The organism is Rouxiella sp. Mn2063, assembly GCF_049319665.1.
In the GTDB taxonomy this organism is placed as follows: Bacteria; Pseudomonadota; Gammaproteobacteria; order Enterobacterales; family Enterobacteriaceae; genus JBMOUD01.
Genome location: NZ_JBMOUD010000007.1, coordinates 138,549 through 160,848, shown reverse-complemented (window position 1 = coordinate 160,848; position 22,300 = coordinate 138,549). Strand labels below are relative to the sequence as shown.

General features: G+C 53.1%; 8 protein-coding genes. All 8 read left to right on the top strand.

What is annotated here, in order from left to right:
* Positions 1-40 precede the first annotated feature (40 nt).
* The gene (gene fabD / locus ACL9RG_RS12665) at positions 41-1,915 is read left to right on the top strand and encodes an ACP S-malonyltransferase (protein WP_422792971.1); all 1,875 of its coding nucleotides are present in this window, start codon (positions 41-43) and stop codon (positions 1,913-1,915) included.
* Positions 1,916-1,918: 3 nt separating this feature from the next.
* Positions 1,919-8,806 (top strand): amino acid adenylation domain-containing protein, encoded by a 6,888-nt coding sequence (locus ACL9RG_RS12660; protein WP_422792970.1) that lies wholly within the window; start codon positions 1,919-1,921, stop codon positions 8,804-8,806.
* A gap of 103 nt (positions 8,807-8,909) precedes the next feature.
* Positions 8,910-12,401 carry a solanimycin non-ribosomal peptide synthetase SolG gene (gene solG, locus ACL9RG_RS12655; RefSeq protein ID WP_422792969.1) on the top strand — a complete coding sequence of 1,164 codons (3,492 nt, stop codon included), beginning with the start codon at positions 8,910-8,912 and terminating at the stop codon, positions 12,399-12,401.
* On the top strand, positions 12,398-18,124 hold the full coding sequence (locus tag ACL9RG_RS12650) for an amino acid adenylation domain-containing protein (protein WP_422792968.1): 5,727 nt from the start codon (positions 12,398-12,400) through the stop codon (positions 18,122-18,124). Before solG ends, ACL9RG_RS12650 begins: the two co-directional genes overlap by 4 nt.
* A 103-nt stretch (positions 18,125-18,227) precedes the next feature.
* Positions 18,228-19,508 (top strand): solanimycin biosynthesis cytochrome P450 SolI, encoded by a 1,281-nt coding sequence (gene solI / locus ACL9RG_RS12645; RefSeq protein WP_422792967.1) that lies wholly within the window; start codon positions 18,228-18,230, stop codon positions 19,506-19,508.
* A gap of 57 nt (positions 19,509-19,565) precedes the next feature.
* A complete protein-coding gene (locus ACL9RG_RS12640) occupies positions 19,566-20,831 on the top strand; it encodes a glycosyltransferase (protein WP_422792966.1) in 1,266 nt (421 codons plus the stop codon).
* 91 nt (positions 20,832-20,922) lie between these two features.
* Positions 20,923-21,630, top strand: a complete 708-nt coding sequence (gene solJ / locus ACL9RG_RS12635) for a solanimycin biosynthesis MBL-fold hydrolase SolJ (protein WP_422792965.1) — start codon at positions 20,923-20,925, stop codon at positions 21,628-21,630.
* 192 nt (positions 21,631-21,822) lie between these two features.
* A complete protein-coding gene (locus tag ACL9RG_RS12630) occupies positions 21,823-22,266 on the top strand; it encodes a MaoC family dehydratase (protein WP_422792964.1) in 444 nt (147 codons plus the stop codon).
* The last annotated feature ends 34 nt before the right edge of the window (positions 22,267-22,300 follow it).

Below are 22,300 nucleotides of genomic sequence, written 5' to 3'. Positions count from 1 at the left end.
ACGTTTAGTGATTATCTTTTGAAAAAGTAATAGGCGATTTATGTCTTCTTCAATTTGGGTATTTCCTGGTCAGGGATCGCAGCAGAAAGGGATGGGAAAAGATCTCTTCGATCGTTTTCCTCATCTCGTAAAGGAGGCCGACGATGTGCTCGGCTTCTCGATTCGTGAGCTGTGCCTCGAGGATCCGCAAGGTGTCCTTGGTGAGACGGCATTCACCCAGCCAGCACTGTTTGTTGTCTCAGCGCTTGGGTTACTCGCCAATCGTGAAGACGGTGTGGCGGCACCTGACTGCTATGCCGGCCACAGTCTGGGGGAGTTTGCAGCGTTGTTTGCAGCCGGTGCATTTGATTTTGCTACCGGTGTCGCGCTGGTGAAAGAGCGCGGTGCGTTAATGTCAAAAGCCCCGCGCGGGGCAATGGCGGCGATTTTGAATATTGATCATGCGCGTGTTGCAGAGCTTATCGCCTCGTCGCCATTTACCGGTATTGATATCGCCAATATCAACTGCGCACCGCAAACCGTTATCTCAGGCCTTTATGATGACATTGTTGCCTGTGAATCACTGTTTACTGATGCAGGTGCGCGCTACGTCAAACTGAACGTGAGTGCTGCTTTTCATTCACGTTACATGAGTGAGATTGAAGCGCAGTTTTCCCAGTTTGCGCAGCGCTTTACCTTTAACCCGCTCAAAGCGCGGGTTATTTCTAACTATACGGCGCAAGACTACCCAGAGTCCGATTACCTGCAACTGTTAACCCGTCAGATAAGCCAACCTGTGCGCTGGTACGAAAGTATCTCGCGCCTGCTGGCGGCGGGTGACGTCGAACAGCTGGAAATTGGTCCGGGGAAAGTGCTTAGCGGTCTGTTTACCAAAATCAAAGCGCAGCCAATGGCGTTGGCATCCACTGCGGCGCAGGCAGCCGTTGTGGCCTCGTCGTCCAAACCGCGCGTCGTGTTTATGTACAGCGGGCAGGGTGCTCAGTATTACGGTATGGGCAGCGAGCTTTATCAGCGTAATAGCGCGTTCCGCAACCAGATGGATCAATGCGATGCGCTGTATCGTCAGCACACAGGCAATAGCCTGTTGCAACCTTTGTATGACGAATCTCGCCGTCGCCAACCGCTTTCTGATGTCATTTTGTCCCATGCTGCGCTGTTCAGTATTGGTGTCAGTCTGACCCACGTACTCAAGGCTGAAGGTGTTGAACCTGATGCGTTGCTCGGCTATAGCCTGGGCGAGTGCGTATCGGCGGTGATTGCCGGCGTTCTGACTCTTGATGATGCCATGAAGCTCGTAGTCTCTCAGGCACAACTGCTGCGTGATAAAACCCAAGGCGGCGGCATGATGAGTGTGCTGTCTTCGGTGGCTCACTTCCATGCTAATCCTGAGCTTTATCAAGGCACGGAACTGGCGAGCATTAACTTCCAGAACAATTTCGTGGTCAGCGGTTCGCTGGCGAATCTGTCGGCAGTGAAAGTCCGTCTGACGCAGCAGGACATTATCTCGATGATGTTGCCAGTGGAACAAGCTTTCCACTCGGCGGGTGTCGATGCCATTGAGCATGATTTCCGCGCCTTGGTCGACACCTTGCCTAAGCGTCAGCCAACGCTGACGGTTTATTCCTCTATGTTGGGTGCACCGGTTGAACGCTGGGATAGCCAGTATTTCTGGAAAGTTGTGCGTGAACCGGTTGATTTCCTCGGTGTGATGCAGGTATTGGCCGAGCAACGCGATACGTTCTATGTCGATTTGAGCCCAAGCGGCACCTTATCGACCTTCCTCAAGTACGGTTTCGGCCAGCGTCTGCAACACGGCGCGATCATCAATCAGTTCGGCAGAAATGTTGAAAGCGTGTCTACTTTGCTCGATGCCCTTAAAAAGCATGCCGGGCAGGTTGCCACCGAGGGAGCATAACCAATGACTACTTTGCAGGATAATATGCTCTTGTCGCGCGATGGTACTGCCCTGGCTTATTGGCAGCACTATCTTAACGGCGCGCAGAAAACCACCAACGCCAACCTTATTAGCGCCATCGATAGCGATGATGCCAAAAAGGTAGCGGGTTCTTCTGCCGATGTGAGTCGCACTCTGCTGTCTCCGATTGCGACAGAGTTGCACAACGCCCTGTTGGCGCTGGCGCAGCGTGAATCTATTAAGTTAGATGTACTGATTACCGCAGCGTGGATCTTAGTCTTAAGTAAGTACAGCGGCGAAGATGACGTGCTGTTTGGCAAGCTGCTCTCTACGGGTGTTGCCGGTGGCGTTAACGCATTGCCACTGCGCTGGCGTCTTGACGCACAGCGCACTATTGGCGACTGGTTTAAGGATATTGCCTTGGTGCTAGAACAGCATCAGGCGCATGCCGATGTCACGCCTGGTGTGTTGCAGCAATATGCCGGAATTGAAGCGGGACAACCGCTGTTTGAGTCGTTGGTCAGCGTGCAAAACACGCGCTCGGCTATTGATGCCAGCATTGTAGCCCAGGCGCCGTTACATATTATTTTGCACACTGAAGACGCGCTATCGCTGGAATTACGCTATCACGATAGCGAGATGAGTGAGGCGGACGCCTACAACATCCTCGATCGTCTGCAATTGTTATTAGCCAGTTTTGCACTCGGCGGCGAACGTACTATCGCTGCTCAGTCGCTGCTGAGCAGCCAAGAGCTTGAACGCGTTGTCTATCAGTGGAATGCCACTGAACTGGACGTGGTGCTCGATCGCTCGTTGTACGCATTATTCGAAGAGCAAGTGGCTGCCAGAAACGACGCCATGGCGCTGGTCGCTGATGACGTGCGTTTAAGCTATCGTCAGCTTGCTGAGCGTGCCGGACAGATTGCGGCCGGGCTGCGTAGCGTTGGGGTGAAGAAGGGCGATCGCATTGCATTGAGCATGGATAAAACGCCTGACCTTATCGCCGCAATGCTGGGAATTATCAAACTCGGTGCCGCTTATGTGCCGATTGGTCTGGATGCACCCGCAGAACGTCGCGCATTTATTATCAGCGATGCACAAGTGCGTTGGACGCTGACCGCTCGCGCCCAGCAAGCCAGTTTTGCCGAGGACGAAACCAGCACCTTACTGTTCGTTGATGACTATTCAGAGAACGCGTCGGTTGACGGCGTTGATGACGTTATCGACTCAGGCACTATTGCTTATATCATCTATACCTCGGGCACCACAGGCACGCCAAAAGGTGTGGAGATTGCGCATCGCAGTCTGATCAACTTCTGCGCCTGGTGTGAACACATCGGCATTTTCAGCGCTGGACAGCCGATCACCCAGTTCGCGCCTTATACCTTCGATGCTTCAGCGGGCGAAATCTTCGGCACCTTGACCCGCGGTTGCGAACTACACCTCCTGTCGAATGCGTTGATTCAGAACCCGCCTGCGCTGACGGAGTATATGGTTGAAAACGATATTCGTTTTTCTGCTTTCCCGCCTCCGTATCTGACCCATTTGGACCCAGCGCGTGTGCCAGAAGGCATGACGATTCTGACCGCAGGTTCTGCACCGACACTTGAGCTGATTGAGCGTTGGAGTGAGCGTTGTCGCTATATCAATGGCTACGGCCCGACTGAAACTACCATCATGTCATCGGCATGGATGCGTGGTTTTGAGCAGAGCAAAGACAACCGTCTTAGCATTGGCCGACCGATTGCCAATACCCGTATGTATGTGGTCGATACGCTTGGCCAACTCTGTGCACCGGGTATGGCGGGTGAAATCTGGATTGGTGGCGAAGGTGTGGCGGTCGGTTATGTCAATCGCCCTGAGCTGACGGCGCAGCAGTTTATCGCCGATCCTTGGGTCGCTGGTGCGAAAGTTTATCGCACTGGGGATATTGGCCGCTGGTTAGACGATGGTCGTATTGAGTTCCTCGGCCGTCGCGACCACCAGATCAAACTGCGTGGCTTCCGTATTGAACTGGGCGAAATCGAGTCGCGTATCGCAGCGCTGGAACAGATCAAAGAAGCGACCGTCGTGGGTATTTCACCAGACGGCGGTGAAACGCGCTTGGTGGCTTATGTGGTACCAGAAGCCGGCCATGGCAATGAATCCATTGCCCAGTGGCGTGAAGTCTTGGCCACACAGCTGCCGGAATACATGATCCCAGCCGCGTTTGTGGTGATGGCTGCGTTGCCATTAACGGCTAACGGTAAGATTGATCGCAAAGCCTTGCCGCTGCCAGATAACAGCGCTTACGCACAGCGTGATTATGAAGCGCCTCATGCTGGGACAGAATCGACGCTGGCACAACTGTGGCAGACCCTGCTCGGTGTCAACCAGGTTGGGCGTCAGGACAATTTCTTCGAGCTTGGCGGGCATTCACTGCTGGCCATGCAGCTGTTGGCGCAACTGCGCGAGCAGAATCTGTATACCGACGTGCCAACTCTGTTCGCGCATCCGGTACTGGCTGAGCTGGCCGCTCACATCCAACTCGAAGAAGATGCGTCGGCGAAGGTAGTTATCCCGACAAACTTGATTACTCCAGCGACTATGGCGATTACGCCTGAATTGCTGCCATTGGTTGAGCTGTCGCAGCCGCAGATTGATCTTATCGTCGCGCGTGCGCCGGGTGGTATTGCCAACATTCAAGATATCTATGTGTTGGCACCGCTACAGGAAGGTATTCTGTTCCACCACTTGCTTGACGATCGGGGCGATCCGTACTTGCAGCTGGGTCATCTTTCCTTTACCCATCGTCAGACGCTGGATAACTATCTTGCGGCTATCCAACGTGTTGTCGATCGCCACGATATCTTGCGGACTGCCTTTATCTGGGAAGGGTTAGAGAAGTCGGTGCAGGTGGTATTGCGTGATGCCCGTTTGCATGTGGCTGAGCTGACCTTTAACGCTAAAGACGGCGCTGTCGTTGAGCAGATGAAGGCGCGTTTCGACCCGCAATTCAACCGTATTGATTTGTCACAGCCACCGTTGCTGCGCATGGTCGTGGCCTATGATGATGAGCACGCCCGCTGGGAAGCGCTGATGTATATCCATCATCTGGTGGATGACATTGCCTCATTGCAGATTTTGCTCTCTGATATTCAAGCGTTCCTGACCGGTGAGGGCGATAATTTACCGCCTGCCTTGCCATTCCGTCAGCATGTTGCACAGTTGCATCTGCGCAATGATGCCCAACAGCAACTGGCATTTTTTGCCGAGATGCTGGGGGATATCGATGAGCCGACGATGCCGTTCAATATCAAGAGCGGACATCTCGAAGGGCAGCAAATCAGCGAAACCCGCCGCCCGCTTGACGCTGCGCTGGCGCAACGTTTGCGTTATCAGGCGCGTCGTCTTGGCGTCAGCATGAGTAGCCTGTGCCACCTGAGCTGGGCGCGTGTGCTGGGTGCTTCTAGCGGCCGCGATACCGTGGTGCTGGGCACCGTGTTGTCTGGCCGTATGCAGGGTGAAGGCAGCGATAAAATCATGGGGCCTTGCATCAATACGCTGCCATTGCGTCTTGATGTGGGTAGCGTGAATGCCGCTGATGCCGTGCGCCAAACGCATAAGCTGTTGACCACCCTTATCAAACACGAGCAAACCTCATTGTCGCTGGCACAACAAGGTAGCAGCATTGTGGCCCCGACGCCGCTGTTCAGCTCAGTATTCAACTATCGCCATAATCGTCCTACCGATGTCGATGTGTTGGGTGATATCGAATTTGATGGCGTGGTATGGCACGGATTTGAAGAGCGCACCAACTATCCGATTACCGCTTCGGTCGATGACTTTGGCAACGGTTTTGATATTGGCGTGCAGACTATCGATTCGCTCTCTTCTGAACGCATCTTTGGTTATTTCCAGCATAGCCTTATCAGCCTGGCGGAAGCGCTGGAGGCCGATGCACTTTCTTCATCGGCACAGACGCCGCTGTATGCGCTGAATATTCTGCCTGCGCTTGAGCGCGAGCACCTGCTGAAAACCTGTAATGAGACGGCAGTCTCTTACCCGGTATCGGCAACCATTCATCAACTCTTTGAGCTGCAAGCTGCCCAGCAACCACAGGCGTTGGCGCTGCAAATGGCTAACGTGCGTGTCAGCTATGCCGAGCTAAATCAGCGTGCTAACCGCCTAGCGCACCATCTGATTGCTTTGGGTGTGACGCCGGATATGCGCGTGGCGGTCTGTACCGGCCGTAGCGACGATATGCTGGTTGCCTTGCTCGCGGTGTTGAAGGCTGGCGGCGCGTACGTGCCACTTGACCCGGAATATCCGTCTGCACGACTGGCTTATATTCTCGAAGACGCTAGCCCGAAAGCGCTGATTGTTGATGGCCGTGGCCGCGAAATCTTTGGTGCCGAGCAGAGTCAACACGTCACCGTGATTGATATCGATCGCGATGGTCAGCAGTGGGAAGCCTTGTCCAGCAGTAATCCTGATGTGGCAACGCTGAACTCAAGCCATCTGGCTTATATGATTTATACCTCGGGTTCTACCGGTAATCCGAAAGGCGTGATGGTCGAACATCGCCATGCGGTCAACTTCTTGACCGGCATGCAGGCGCTGTTCCATCTGACGGCGAAAGACAGGTTGCTCTCCGTAACCAGTATCTCCTTTGATATTGCCGGATTGGAACTGTATCTGCCGCTGATGACCGGTGCCTCTATTGTGTTGGCGAGTCGCGATCAGGCGATGGACCCTCATGCGTTGCTGCATCTGTTGAACACGCTGGATATCACCATCATGCAGGCAACGCCAACCACTTGGCGTTCGCTGGTGGATACTGATACAACGCCGCATCCACAGCTGAAAGTCTTGTGTGGTGGCGAAGCATTGCCAAGCGATCTGGCACAGCGTCTGCATCTATTCGGTGAGTCACTGTGGAATCTCTACGGACCGACCGAAACGACCGTGTGGTCAACCTACAACCACGTGGGGGCTGACGATGTGTCGCGCTACAACCAAGCGATTGGTTACCCGATAGCCAATACCCAGGTTTATCTGTTGGATACCCACGGGCAACCGGTGCCGATGGGCGCGATGGGCGAGCTGTATATCGGTGGTGATGGCGTGGCGCGTGGTTATCACGAGCGCCCTGAACTGACCGCGGAGCGTTTCTTACCAGATCCGTTCTCCAGCGACCCTGCTGCACGTATTTATCGTACCGGCGACTTCGCGCAGTTTATGGCCGATGGGCGTTTGGTATACCTCGGACGTGCTGACCACCAGTTGAAACTGCGTGGACATCGTATTGAACTGGGCGAAATTGAAGCGCGTCTGCTAAGCCACTCCATGGTGCGTGAAGCGGTGGTTGTTGCTCGCGACAATATGGCTGGACAGCCGCAGTTGGTGGCTTATGTGGTGCATACCGCTTGTGACGATATTCCAGCAGACGACGCGGTGTTGACCGATAGCCTGGATTTCAGCCTGTTCTTCTTTGGGGCTAACGGCGAAGGCATACAGGGATATCGTGATTACGCCGAGGCGGCGGAATTTGGTGACAAACACGGCTTTGCTGCGGTGTGGACGCCAGAACGTCACTTCCACAATGTGGGCGGGCTGTACGCTAACCCGGCACTGTTGAGCGCTTCACTGGCAGCCAGAACAAGCAATATCAAACTGCGCTCTGGCAGCGTGGTACTGCCATTGCATGACCCAATCACCGTGGCCGAAAACTGGGCGATGGTCGACAACTTGTCGAACGGTCGCGTCGGTATCGGTATTGCCTCCGGCTGGAACGAGAAAGACTTTGTCCTGGCACCGCAGAATTATTGCGAGCGCCGTGACGTGATGCGTAAAGGCATTGAAGAGCTGAAAACGCTGTGGCAGGGCGGCAGTGTGACTCGCCAAGATAGCAGCGGCAACGATATCTCTGTGCAAGTTTACCCGGCGCCAATACAAAAAGAGCTGCCTATTTGGATCACCGCCGCTGGCACGAAGGAAACCTTCGAATACGCAGGCAGCAGTGGCGCGAATGTGCTGACTCATATGTTGACGCAGACCATGGAAGGCCTGGAAGAAAATATCCAGCTCTACCGTACTGCGCGCGAGAAAGCAGGTTTTGACCCTCGTACCGGCAAAGTGACGGTAATGATTCATACCTATGTGGGTGCGCATCTTGACGACGTATTACAACAGGCTAAAGGGCCGTTCCTTGATTATCTGGAAGAGCATCTTAGCTTGCTTTCCGGCTGGCTTAAGGCTCAGGGCATTAACCTCGATACGTTAAGTAGTGAAGATAAACGCAGCATGCTGGAATTCGCTTTCGAGCGTTATACCCGCTCGCTGTCCTTTATCGGTACACCAGAGTCGGCATTGTCAGTCGCTGAACAACTGCAAGATGTTGGTGTAAATGAAGTGGCATGCCTGATCGATTGGATTGTTCCTGAGAACGCACAATCGGCTCTGGAGCACTTAGCAAAACTGCAGACGCTGGTTCATGCCCGCTTTAGTCGCAAGACGCTGCGTACACATCTGCAAGATGCGTTGCCGGATTATATGGTCCCGGCAGCTTTCGTGATACTCGACGCTTTACCGCTGACACCTAACGGCAAGATAGACCGCAATGCCTTGGTGACACCGGATGAGATGTCCTTTACTCGCCGCGCTTATACCCCGCCACAAGGAGACATGGAAATTACCATGGCTGCTATCTGGGAAGAGTTGCTGGGTATTGAGCAGGTTGGACGTCAGGATCACTTTTTTGAACTCGGCGGATATTCGCTATTGGCCGTACGTCTGATTGAACAGCTGCGTCGCAAAGGGCTAAGCATTGAAATACGCACCCTTTTCGATACGCCTGTTTTGGCAGATCTCGCAGCCAGAACCATAGAGCTTACGGAGACTCGACTGTGAAGACGTTATTTCCGGCATTTTCGCACCATGAAAGTGCCCGTTTCGCCGCATTGCATTACGTAAATCACCATCACACACAAGTTATTATGACGGAGAATAAAGAATGAGCGATTTCGATCAATTACTGCTTACGCTAGAAGAAGCAAAAATCTCGATCTCGCTGGATGGCGATGATTTGGTCATCACGGCTGCCAAAGGCGCGCTAACCAGCGAGATTAAGAGTGCGCTTCGCGAGCACAAAATGACCATGGTAACGGCTCTACGTAATGGTAAGCGTCTGTCCAACGCCTTTGAGGTGGTGGTACCAGCGAACAAGATTACGCCAGAGACCACGGTGATTACTCCGGAACTGTTGCCATTAATCGACTTTACCCAGAAAGATATCGATCACGTCGTCGACCATGTTGAGGGCGGCGTGAGCAACATTCAGGATATCTACTCCCTGGCGCCGTTGCAGGAAGGCATCCTGTTCCACCACATGTTGGCAAGCAAGGGCGACCCGTACCTGCAAACCGGCCAGATGACGTTTGATAGCCGTGAAAAGGTTGATAAATACCTGGATGCGGTGCAGAAGGTGGTAGACCGTCACGATATCATGCGTACCGGTTTCTACTGGGAAGGTGTATCGACTCAGTGCCAGGTGGTACAACGCCAGGCAAAACTGCATGTGCAGGAAGTTGAACTCGACCCAGCCAATGGCCCAATCGCAGAGCAACTGGCCGAGCGTTTCGACCCGTCTCACTACAGCATCGACCTGTCTAAGCCACCGTTGCTGCACGCATTCGTTGCCTATGACAAGAGCACTGAACGTTATGAAATGTTCCGTGTACTGCACCACTTGATCGATGACATTACCTCGGTACTGATCCTGTCTGCCGAGATCCATACCTTCCTGGCTGGCAAAGGTGATACCTTGCCAGAAGCGCAGCCATTCCGCCGCTTGATTGCGCAAGTGCGCTTGGGTAAGAGCCCGGAAGAACACGAGCGTTATTTCCGTTCTACATTGTCTGATATTGATGAGCCAACCGCGCCTTATGGCTTGGTTAATATGCTCGATGACTCAGAAATTATCGAAGTCGCGCGCAAGGTTCCACAGCGTTTGAACGATGGCCTGCGTGCACATGCACGTCGTCTTGGCGTGAGCCTGGGCAGCATCTGTCACCTGGCCTGGGGCCAAGTGCTGGCTTGCATCAGCGGTCAAGATTCTGTGGTCTTCGGGACTATCTTGTTCGGTCGTATGCACGCCGGTGAAGGTGCAGACCAGATCATGGGGCCATTTATCAACACGCTGCCATTGCGTCTTGATATGCACGGTGCCAGCGTTGAAGAGAGCGTACGTGCGACCCACAAACGCCTGGCTGAATTGCTGAGCCACGAACACGCCTCATTGGCATTGGCACTGCGTTGCAGCGGAATTTCCGGTTCTACACCGTTGTTCAACACGCTGTTCAACTACCGTCATAACCGTGAATCAGAAACCAACTCACTTGATTTCGCTGTACCAGAAGCGGACCAATGGGATGGCTTTGAAGAACGTACTACCTACCCAATCACGCTGTCCGTGGACGACTACGGCACCGCGTTGGGCCTGAATATTCAGGTGGTTGAATCTCTGGACCCAGAACTGCTGTTTGCCTATACCCAGCACGCGCTTGAGAACATTTCTAAAGCCCTGGATGAAGCGCCGCAGACCCCAATGCAGCAGATCAACATTCTGCCAGCGGCAGAGCGTAACTTGCTGTTGAACGACTGGAACAACACCGACAAAGTGTACCCAGACGTGGCTTATACACATCAGATGTTCGAAGCACAGGTGAAACTGACGCCGTCAGCTATCGCACTGCGCTTTGGCGAGCGTGAACTGAGCTACGCAGAACTGAATGCGTTGTCTAACCAACTGGCGCACCACTTGCACCAGCAAGGCGTGAAACCAGACGATCGCGTAGCTATCTGTCTGGATCGTAGCATCGAGATGGTGGTTGGCTTGATGGGTATTATCAAAGCCGGTGGTGCCTATGTGCCATTAGACCCTGATTACCCTGTTGACCGTTTGGCTTACATTCTCGAAGACTCAGCACCGAAACTGCTGTTGCTCGACAAACGTGGCCGCGAAGTGACCGCAGAACTCGATACCAGCAAAACCGTTGCTTTTGACCTGGATGTGGCGGCACTGGCTAGCTCATCGCTGTCAACTGACTCACTGTCTCCTGCTGAACTGGGTCTGACCTCACGCAACCTGGCTTATGTTATCTACACCTCCGGTTCTACCGGCAAGCCAAAAGGCGTAGAGAACGAACACATCGGTCTTATCAACCGCTTGCAGTGGATGCAGGACGCGTATCAGCTCGATAGCAGCGATGCCGTATTGCAAAAAACCACCTTCAGCTTTGACGTATCGGTGTGGGAATTCTTCTGGCCGCTGTCTGTTGGTGCAACCTTAGTGGTCGCGCCTCCAGGTGCACACAAAGATACCCAAGCGCTGGCTCAGGTTATTCAGGCTAACAACATCACCACCATGCACTTTGTACCATCGATGTTGAACCTGTTCCTGGCAAGCGATGGCGTCTCAGCCTGCCGCTCACTGCGTCGTATCGTATGTAGTGGTGAAGCGTTGAGCTCAGCCAGCGTTGCCGCTTGCTACAAAGTGCTGCCAGACACCGCGGTACACAACCTGTACGGACCAACCGAAGCGGCCATCGACGTAACCTCTTGGACCTGTCCGAAAGACTTGCCAGAGACTGCGATTGTGCCAATTGGCCGTCCAATCGCTAACCTGCGTATCTATCTGCTGGACCAACATCAACGTCCAGTTCCGCTGGGTGTTATCGGCGAGTTGTACATCGGCGGCGTGGGCGTGGCTCGTGGCTACCTGAATCGTCCAGACCTGACTGCAGAACGCTTCCTTAAAGATCCGTTTGCTTCTAAAGCTGATGGACGTATGTACCGCACCGGTGACATCGCGCGCTATCTGCCTAATGGCGATATCGAATACCTCGGCCGTAACGATAACCAAGTTAAGATCCGTGGTTTCCGTATCGAACTGGGTGAAATTGACGCTGAATTGCTGAAACAACCTTCTGTACGTGATGCGGTTGTTGTGGCGCGTGACGACGCTCAGGGTGACCTGCGTCTGGTGGCTTATGTGGTTCTCGATGCCGCAGCGCAAGCTGAAGGTCTGAGCACTTCTGAGCACATCGCTCAGTGGCGTAGCAGCCTGGCGGCACAGTTGCCTGAATACATGGTGCCAGCAGCCTTCGTCAAACTTGATGAGCTGCCGCTGACTGCCAATGGCAAGTTGGATCGTAAGGCGTTACCTCTGCCAGATGATTCTTCATTCTTCCGTCGTACTTATGAAGCACCAGAAGGTGATATTGAGATTGCGATGGCTGAGCTGTGGCAGGAGCTGTTGGGCGTTGAGCGCGTTGGACGTCATGATAACTTCTTTGAGCTGGGCGGGCACTCGCTGCTGGCAGTTCAACTGATGGAACATCTGCGTCAGCGTGATTTGAGTACTGAGATCCGTGCACTGTTCGAGAGCCCAACTTTAGCAGAGCTGTCTGCACGTACCATTGAACTCGATGAGATGAGACTATGATGGATTTTGATGACCTTTTGAAGACACTTGATGAGGCAAATATTGCCTTATCGCTTGATGGTGAATCTCTGGTCATCAAGGCAGCAAAGGGGTCTTTGACCCCTGATATCAAAACCGCTTTGCGAGAGCATAAACCTGCTCTCGTCGAAGCCCTGCGCGGGGGGAGAGATTTCTCCTCGCAAGGGGGGAGTGGTGGTGCAAGAGTGCCAGCGAATAGAATCACTCCGCAGACCACTCATCTGACGCCAGATATGTTGCCTCTGATTGATCTTACTCAGGACGATATTGAGCAGATTGTTGCGCAGGTTCCTGGTGGCGTGGCGAATGTGCAGGATATCTACGCATTGACGCCGTTGCAGGAAGGGATTTTATTCCTGCATCAGCTAAGCGACAAAGGCGACCCTTACCTGCAGTTTGCCAAGGTTTCCCTGGCAAACCGCGAGGTGATGCTGCAATACGTCGAGGCCGTTCAGCAAACCATTAATCGCCATGACATTTTGCGCACGGCGTTTTTCTGGCAAGGTCTGTCAACGTCGGCACAAGTTGTACTGCGTAATGCGCCGGTTAAGCTCACAGAAGTTGAACTTGATCCGGCCAATGGCCCAATCATGGCGCAGCTGGTTGAGCGCTATGATCCCTCGCATTATCGTATTGATCTGACTCAGGCGCCGTTGCTGAGTCTTTATACCGCTCAGGATCCACAAAGTGGACGCTGGGAAATGATCATGTTGCAGCACCATCTGATCGATGACATCACATCGCTGCAGATCATGATCCAAGACATTACCGCCTTTATCATGGGGCGCGGGCAGCTATTGCCTGCGCCGCAGCCGTTCCGTCGTCTGATCTCCAAGATCCGCAGCGGCACGACTGATGCCCAGCACGAGCAATTCTTCCGCGAGATGCTCGGTGATATCGACGCACCGACGCTGACATTTGGTATCAATAATGTCGTCGTGGACAACGAAACTGTCGTCGAGCTGCGCCAAGATGTTGAGCCAACGGTAGTCGATCGTCTCCGTGCGCATGCGCGCCGCCTTGGCGTCAGCATGGGCAGTATCTGTCACCTGGTGTGGGGACAGATTATGGCCCGCGCCAGCGATAGCGACACCGTGGTGTTTGGTACCATTCTGCTCGGTCGTTTGCAGGCGGGCGAGGGTGGCGACCAGATCATGGGGCCATTCATTAACACCTTGCCGATCCGTCTTGATTTGGGCGATGTCAGCGTTGAAGAAAGCGTGCGCGCCACGCACAAGCGTCTGGCCGCATTGCTCGATCACGAGCATGCTTCGCTCAGCCTGGCCCAGCGTTGCAGCGGCATTGCCGCGCCAACGCCGCTGTTTAACATGCTGTTCAACTATCGCCACAATCAACAGGCGTCAGATGAGAGCGTAGATGTTAGCGGCGAACGCGATATGGTCGAATGGCACGGTTTTGAAGAACGTACCGATTATCCTCTGACCGTGTCAGTGGACGACTTTGGCGATACCTTGCGCCTGAACGTGCTGGCTGTTCCACAACTCTCTGCTGAGCGCATTATTGGTTATTTGCAGCAGGTGATGAAAAGTCTGGCCGATGCGCTGGATTCCACCCCAAGCAAACCAATGCATGCGTTGGATATCTTACCTGCCAGCGAGCGCCAGCAACTGCTGGTGGATTGGAACAATACGGCAACGTCTTTCCCTGCCAATGAACTCGTTCATCGTCTGTTCGAGCAACAAGTTGCCCGTACGCCAGAAGCGATTGCGGTCATTGATGGTGACGAACAACTCAGCTATAACGCCCTGAACCAGCGTGCTAATCGTCTGGCGCAGGTGCTGGTTGCCAAAGGCGTTCAACCGGGTGACTTCGTGGCGCTGTTGCTGCCGCGCGGTAGTGCGCTGTTGGCTGCGACCTTGGCTATCCTCAAGGCTGGCGCGACTTATGTACCGCTAGACCCGTTGGCACCGCCAGAGCGTTTAAGCTGGGTTATCGAAGACTGCGCGGCGCGTGTATTGGTCAGCGATGTGCATCAGGCACTGGCTGCGGATATCCATCTGCCGGTCATTGATGTCAATGGCGCTGACGTCGCGAATGCCAGCGATGCGGCCGTTGATGTGCAGATTGCGGCCAGCGCACCGGCTTATGTTATCTACACCTCAGGTTCGACCGGCATCCCGAAAGGCGTGCTGGTACCGCATTACGCGATCAACCGCTTAGTGATTAATAGCGGCGTGGGCAGTTTTGAAGCGGGCGACCGTATGGCGCTGGCGGCGAACACCGCATTTGATGCGAGTACTCTGGAAATTTGGGCACCGCTGCTCACGGGGGGAACCTGCGTCACTATCGATCACGACACACTGCTCTCTCCTGCGGCGTTGGTACGTGCACTTAAGTTGCATAACGTGAACCAGCTGTGGCTCACTGTGGGTCTGTTTAACCAGCTTTATACTGAGCTGGCTCCGGTCATTCCACAGTTTAAATCACTGTTTGTTGGCGGTGATGCGCTTGATCCAAACATCATTGCTCAAGTGCTGCGTACTTCACCATCGGCCAAACTGGTCAATGGTTACGGACCGACTGAAACCACCACTTTTGCCACCACTTATGCCATTGATAATGTATCGGCTAATGCCTCGAGCATTCCGATCGGCCGTCCAATCGGCAATACCACCACTTACGTATTGGACAAGCATCAGCATCCAGTACCGCTAGGTGCGGTAGGTGAGCTGTATATTGGTGGGGCTGGTGTGGCGCTGGGTTATCTCAATCGTGACGACCTAACCGCCGAACGCTTTGTGGCTGACCCGTTTGTCGCCGATGCACGCTTGTACCGCACCGGCGATTTAGTGCGTTATCAGCCAGATGGCAACCTGATCTTTGTCGGTCGTAACGATCAGCAGGTCAAGCTGCGCGGCTTCCGTATTGAGCTTGGTGAGATTGAAGCCCGTCTGGTTGAACATCCGCAGGTTGATAAGGCGCTGGTGCTGGCCGTAGACAACGGCGCGGGTAAACGCCTGGTAGCTTATGTTGTGGCACCTGAGCTGCAAGAAGTCTCTGAGCAACAAGACATCTCTGAGCAGCAAAAGGTAGAAGCGACATTGCAGGATTACCTCAATGCGCGTCTGCCGGACTACATGGTGCCTGCGCGTATTGTGGCGCTGGATCAATTCCCACTGACCGCTAACGGCAAAGTGGATCGCAAAGCACTGCCTGCGATTGAATTCAGCGATGCCTCTAGCTATCGCGCGCCGCGCAACGAGCGTGAAGAAGTGCTGTGCGCACTGTACTCAGAATTGCTGCAACATCCGCAAATTGGCATCGATGACGACTTCTTTGCAATGGGCGGACATTCGATTCTGGCAACCGGATTGATTGGCCGCATTCGCGCCAAACTCGGTATTGAGCTGCCGGTGCGCGTGCTGTTTGAAAACCCAACGGTGGCTAGCCTGGCTAAGCAACTGAGCGATCAAACTAAAGTACGCCAACCGCTAGCTAAAGTTGAACCGCGTCCAGCGCCGCTGCCGGTTTCTTATGGCCAGCATCTGATGTGGGTGGGCCAGAATACCCGTGGTGATAACTCATCGCTGAATACACCGATTGTCGTGATGCTCGAAGGTGAGCTGAATCAAGCGGCGTTAAAAGCGTCACTGTACGACTTGGTTGAGCGTCATGAAACACTGCGCACTCGCTTTGGCGTCGTTGACGGGCAAACCGTTCAGTTGGTTGAGCCATTTGCTAACGTCCATTTCGACATTCCTTATGTTGACGTCAGCCCAGAACACGCCAAGCAGGCGGTATTTGAAGCGATTACGTCGGTGTTCGACCTGGCGGTTGACCTGCCGTTCCGTCCGTCAATTCTGCGCGTGGGGCCACAAACTCACATTCTGGTGATTTTGTTCCACCACATTGCGTGTGATGCGTTCTCTTTGGCACCGCTGACTCGCGACCTGACGCTGGCCTATAAAGCGCGCAGTGAAGGTGAAGCACCTGCCTTTGTCCCGCTGCCTGTTCAGTATGCGGACTATGCCGTGTGGCACCGCGAACTGCTCGGTGATCCTAACGATGCCGACAGTCTGTTTGCCGAGCAATTAGCCTATTGGAAGAAAACGTTAAAAGGCGTTCCTGATACGCTGGCTCTGCCGATGGATTATCCGCGTCCAGAAAAACCGAGCTATCGCGGCGAAATGCTGCCATTGCCAATCAACGCCGATTTGCATCAGCGTTTAAGCGTGCTGGCGCGCGAGCGCAACATGACATTGTCGATGGTCTTGCAGGCGGCATTGGGTATTTATTACACCCAACTCGGCGCAGGCGAAGACATCCCGCTGGGCGCCATTTCTGCTGGGCGTAGTGACCAAGCGTTGAGTGAGCTGGTGGGTTGCTTCCTGACGCAATGGGTGATGCGCGTAGATACTTCAGGTAATCCTCGTGTGAATGATGTACTCGAAAGAGTGCGTACCCAGGCGCTAAACTCGTATGGTCATCAGGATATTCCTTATCTGAAATTGGTCACTGAATTATTGCCGGTACGTTCACCGTCGCATTATCCATTGTTCCAAACCATGATGATCCTGCAAAACACGCCGTCGGAAATCTTCAACGTTCCCGGCCTGAATGCCAGCGTATTCCCAGCCCACAGCGGTAACGCTAAGTGGGATCTGTACTACATGCTGTATGAAAAATATGGCACCGACGGTACGCCGCTGGGGATGGACGGAATACTGGAATATGCCACCGACTTGTTTAGCCGCGAAACGGCCGAGCGCATGGTGGCGGGCTATCTGGCTACGCTGGAAGCGATGGTGACATCACCTGATGCGCCAATCGCCGAATTGCAGGCTGGTAGCGCCCAGGCTTCGCGCCCGGCGACTCTCTCTGCACCTGTTGATAGCGCTGACTTCAAACCGTTGATCGCATTACAAAAAGGCTCGGCTAACACCACGCCTGTGTTCTGCATCCCCGGTGCTGGCGCGACAGTGACCGACTTCTTGCCTTTCGTACAGTCATTACCCGCTAATCAGCCGGTTTACGGACTGCTGCCAAAAGGTATCGATGGCGTTACAACGCCAGAGGCGTCGGTAGAAGCGGCAGCGGCACGCAACCTGGCAGCGATTCGTCAGGCGGGCTTTGATGTGCAGACGCCAGTTCACCTGCTTGGTCACTCTTTTGGTGGACAAGTGGCGTTTGAAATGGCGAGTCAACTGGCGGCCCAGGGATATCAGGTTGCGTCGTTGACGCTTATCGACTCTGAAGCGCCATTGGCGAGCAAAGATGACGCTGTGACGCCAAGTTTGGCTGATTGTCTGCGCGAATATGTCGAGAGCATCGGCTTCAATCTAGGAGCGGCGCTGGATATTGACCCATCCATTTACGCCAGTAACGACATTGAAAAGATGCTGTCCGTCGTGCACCAACATTTGCATCGTGCCGGGAAACTGCCGGGCAACTCATCGCCTAGCTTGTTGCAAGGCCCGTGGCAGACTTTCCATGCCGCGAGGCAGGCACATTACGTTCCGGCATCTCGCTATCAGGGGCAGGTAAACCTGGTACAGGTTCGCGATCCTTGGATGAACGACGACGAAGATGTTACCCGTCGCCGTGAGGATCAGGCTGGATGGGCCCATTGGGCCGATGCGCTTAATACAGTGAACGGGCCTGCTCAGCACTTTACGGTGTTGAAAGCGCCTTATGTTACTGAGCTGGTGCAATTGTGGTTTCAGTTTGTGCAGGCGGGTCAATAAAGGCTAGCTGACTCTTCCCGTGGAAGGTGCCTGAGTTTGTGAGTGGGCACTTTCCACGGTCATGTGCATTAACACAATCAAAAAATATAACGAGTGAATGAAAATGACCGAACAATCACACGCTGCTTTTGAAGATATTAATACGATCCCACTGGAAGAACTTAACCCTGCGCGCAGAGATCGTTTTGCTAATGCCACAGAGCTGCCGGTCTTCGAACGTTTAAGACGCGAAGATCCTGTGCATTTCACCCCTGAGAGTGAATTTGGCCCTTATTGGTCGGTGACGCTATGGGACGATATCCGTAGCGTGGGGAATAATCACCGCGACTTTACCTCCACACACAACATCGATCTTAAGTCGTTGGAAGAGAAGGTCAAACTTGAAGCCGCGTTACAGGCAATTGGCCATAAACGCCGTAAAAACGTGGGCTTCATTACCATGGACCCACCAGAACATACCAAGCACCGTAAAGCGGTAACGCCTGGTATGGGGCCTGCTAGCCTGGCAAGAATGGAACCTATCATGCGTGAGCGTGCAGGGATTATTCTCGATAATTTGCCAATTGGCGAACCCTTTGACTGGGTTGATTTAGTTTCTAAAGAAATGACCGCCGCCGTACTGGCAACGCTGTTTGATTTCCCGTTTGAAGACCGTCGTTTACTGACCTTTTGGTCTGACATCCTGATGATTGAGCCAGGACGTGGTCCGGTTAAAAGTTGGGAACAAAAAGCGGAAGAAACCGTTAAGTGTTATCAAGCGTTTGAAGCCTTGTGGGAAAAACGCCGCAATGAGCCGCCAAGCCATGATCTTATCTCGATGCTTGCTCACCATCCTGAAACGGCAAATATGACCGTCGATGAGTTCCGCGGCACCATTGTTCTGCTGATTATCGGCGGCAACGACACCACGCGTAACACCATTTCAGGCAGCATTTATTGGTTGAATAAATACCCGGAAGAGTTCGCTAAGCTCCGTGCTAATCATAAGCTGGTGATGTCGATGGTATCGGAAACCCTGCGTTTCCAATCGCCAATCAGCTTTATGAGCCGCGTGGCTAACCGTGATGTGGAACTGAACGGCAAGAATATCAAAGAAGGCGACCGTGTATTGATGTGGTATGTCTCTGGCAACCGCGATGCGGCAGCAATTGATGATCCTGATAACTTCTGTATCGACCGTGAACGCGCTCGCCGTCACCTCTCCTTTGGGGTGGGTATTCATGCCTGCTTAGGCAGCCGAGTGGCTGAAATGCAGCTGTCGATTATTTGGGAAGAGATCCTTAAGCGTTTTTCCAAAATTGAAGTGCTCGAAGAGCCAACACGTAATTACTCCAATTTCTTGCGTGGTTTTGAGAATCTGCAAGTGATCATTCCTAAAGATTGAATATCACATGTCGAAAAAAAGACTGAAAGGTCGCGGTAGCAACGAGGTATGTGAGTGATGAAAGTGTCCATTTTTACCGCAGGTTCGATGGGTGATATCCGCCCGTTTATCGTTCTTGGTAAGAAGCTTCAACAGATGGGGCACCAGTGCTCCATCATGTCCGGTGAACGTAATGAGCAATTTGTTACCGATGAGGGATTGGGATACGACAGGTGGGATCTTGATCTTCCAGAAGCCAGGCAGGTTGAACAGGGACTGATGGACGGAGATTCATCACGCAAGGCCGCGAAAAAGATGTCGGGAGTCGTCAATAAACTGATGTCTCTTTGGGTTGAACAGGCGATTGCAGCGGCAAAGGATAGCCGCTTAATCATCGCCGCCAACCAGGCAGTGCCCTTGGCAATGTCGATTGGCGAGAAATTCGATATTCCTGTGGTGACGGTCTATTTTGCGCCATTGACGCCATCGCGGACGATACCCCCGTTTTTCTTGAAGAAAATCTTCAAGCTACCGGGGTTTATCAATCTGGCAGTCTGGCAGTTTCTGCGTCTCGCTATGTGGCGTTTCGTGGCGAAATCTTTTGCCGATTGTCGCCAGAGTCTGGGGCTTCCCGCCTGGCCGTGGAGCGGCCCGTGGGCGGATAAAAACAACGCGGCAAGAAAGGTGTTGTATGCATTTAGCCAGCATATCGTGCCGCGTCCGAGCGAATGGCCACAAGACACCATCAAGATAACCGGTAATTGGTTTGGTGATGTCAGCACCACGCAGCAGGTTTCGTCGGAGCTTGAGCAATTTATTGCCGAAGGCGACGCGCCTATTTATATCGGTTTTGGCAGCATGGCCAGCTCCGATCCTGCTGGGCTGACACAAAAAATTATCAACGTCATTAAACGTTCAGGTATACGTGCTGTAATCATGAGTGGCGGTGGCGCACTTAAAACCGACATGATTTTAGCCGCCAATCTGCCGGGCGTGATTTGTGTTGAGAGTGTGTCACATGAGTGGCTGTTTCCAAGAGTCAAAGCCGTATTCCACCACGGCGGCGGCGGTACGGTTGCCGCTGCGGCGAAAGCGGGAACACCGCAAATCGTCATGCCATTTATCTACGATCAGTTTTACTGGGCATGGCAGCTTGAGGCATTGGGCGTGAGCGGTGGCAGCATTGATATGAAACGCTCAGGAGAAGCTGAAATAGAACATGCCCTGAACAAAAGTTTCTCAGCTGAGGTGAAGAGCCAGGCGAAGCGCCTTGGGTATCAAGTCAGCCAAGAACATGGGGTAGAAAATACGATTGCAGAGTTGCAGAACTGGGGTTTGCTTTGACACACAAGGCGCTGGTTTTACTGCACAACAGGCAACAGGAGTCCCTTGCTACTGATGGGTCGGTGCGAGTGCAATCAGACAGGAGAAGAGGATGATGCCGTCGGCGTTAGAGTATGCGATCTCGTCAGAAGATGTCGCGGTGACGGCGTTAAAAGTGAGCCGTGGCCGCTTCATTAATAATAATTATATGGTGCTTAACCGCCGCACGGGCCAGGCATTACTTATTGATCCCGCATGGGAACTGGACACAGTAGAAAAAGCGTTGAGTGATGCCAACGCTGAATTGGTGGGAATACTGATTACCCATGCCCATGCTGACCATATTGATCTTGCCGATACGTTGGCAAGCCGACATGGTTGCCCGGTGTGGATATCGCGTAAAGAAGCGGAGTCTTCAGGTTTTAGTATTCCCGCATTACGTACCTTTGAGGAGTGCTCTTGGGAAGCCGCTGGCATGCTTATCCGTCCGATAATCACGCCAGGACATACGTTAGGAAGCACGTGCTATTGGATAGATCAGCACGTATTTACCGGCGATACGCTGTTTATTGAAGGATGCGGATTGTGTCCCGATGACGCTGCTGCTGTGAACCTATTTTCAAGTGTCGAACGCCTGAAGGCGATTCTACCTGGAGGGGTGCGAATTTACCCTGGACACAGCTATGTGCAGCCGCCGGGTTTAACGTTTGAGCAGCTCTTTCAGTACAACGTCTATTTGTCGTTTAACAGCGCAGAAGTATTTGCAAAATTTCGTATGAGGCGTGGCCAGTCTAAGGCTGGTTGGATGGCCTTTTCATAGACTATTGAGTCTCTAATTTTACCTGACGGCTGTGTAGGGAACACACTGAACATCTGGGAAACCAAGGTGTTACCAGCCGGAGGATATATTTATATTGATAAGGGGTTGATCGTGAACATGCATGTAGAAAATGCTGCAAACGATTCTTCGAGTAGCGCTGATAACCACTTTGAAGGAAGCCTGGTGACGACTATGACACCATCCAAATTGCATTTGGATGACCTTGAAGTGGGTCAGGTATTTCATAGCTCTGACTATTACGTCAGTGCAGATGAAATAACCGAATTTTCGACAAAATATGATCCTCAGTCCTTCCACATGGACGATGACCTGGCCAAAGATTCTATCTTCCGAGGCCTGGCCGCCAGCGGTTGGCATACGGTAGGGATCACTATGAACCTGCTGGTAAAAAGCTTGCCTTTGGCGAATGGTATTATCGGTACTGGCGTTGAGAAAATCAGCTGGCCGCGACCTACGCGCCCAGGCGATATATTGCGTATCAAAGCCAAGATCACCGAAATAACTACCTCTCCGTCAAAACCGGATAGAGCGCTGGTGAGAATTCATATCTGTACCTTCGCGCAAGATAATAGAATGCGTCAGGAGTTGCTCGGTAAGTTACTTATTTTAAGATAAGAGACGATCGCTTAGCGGAAATATATCGACCAAA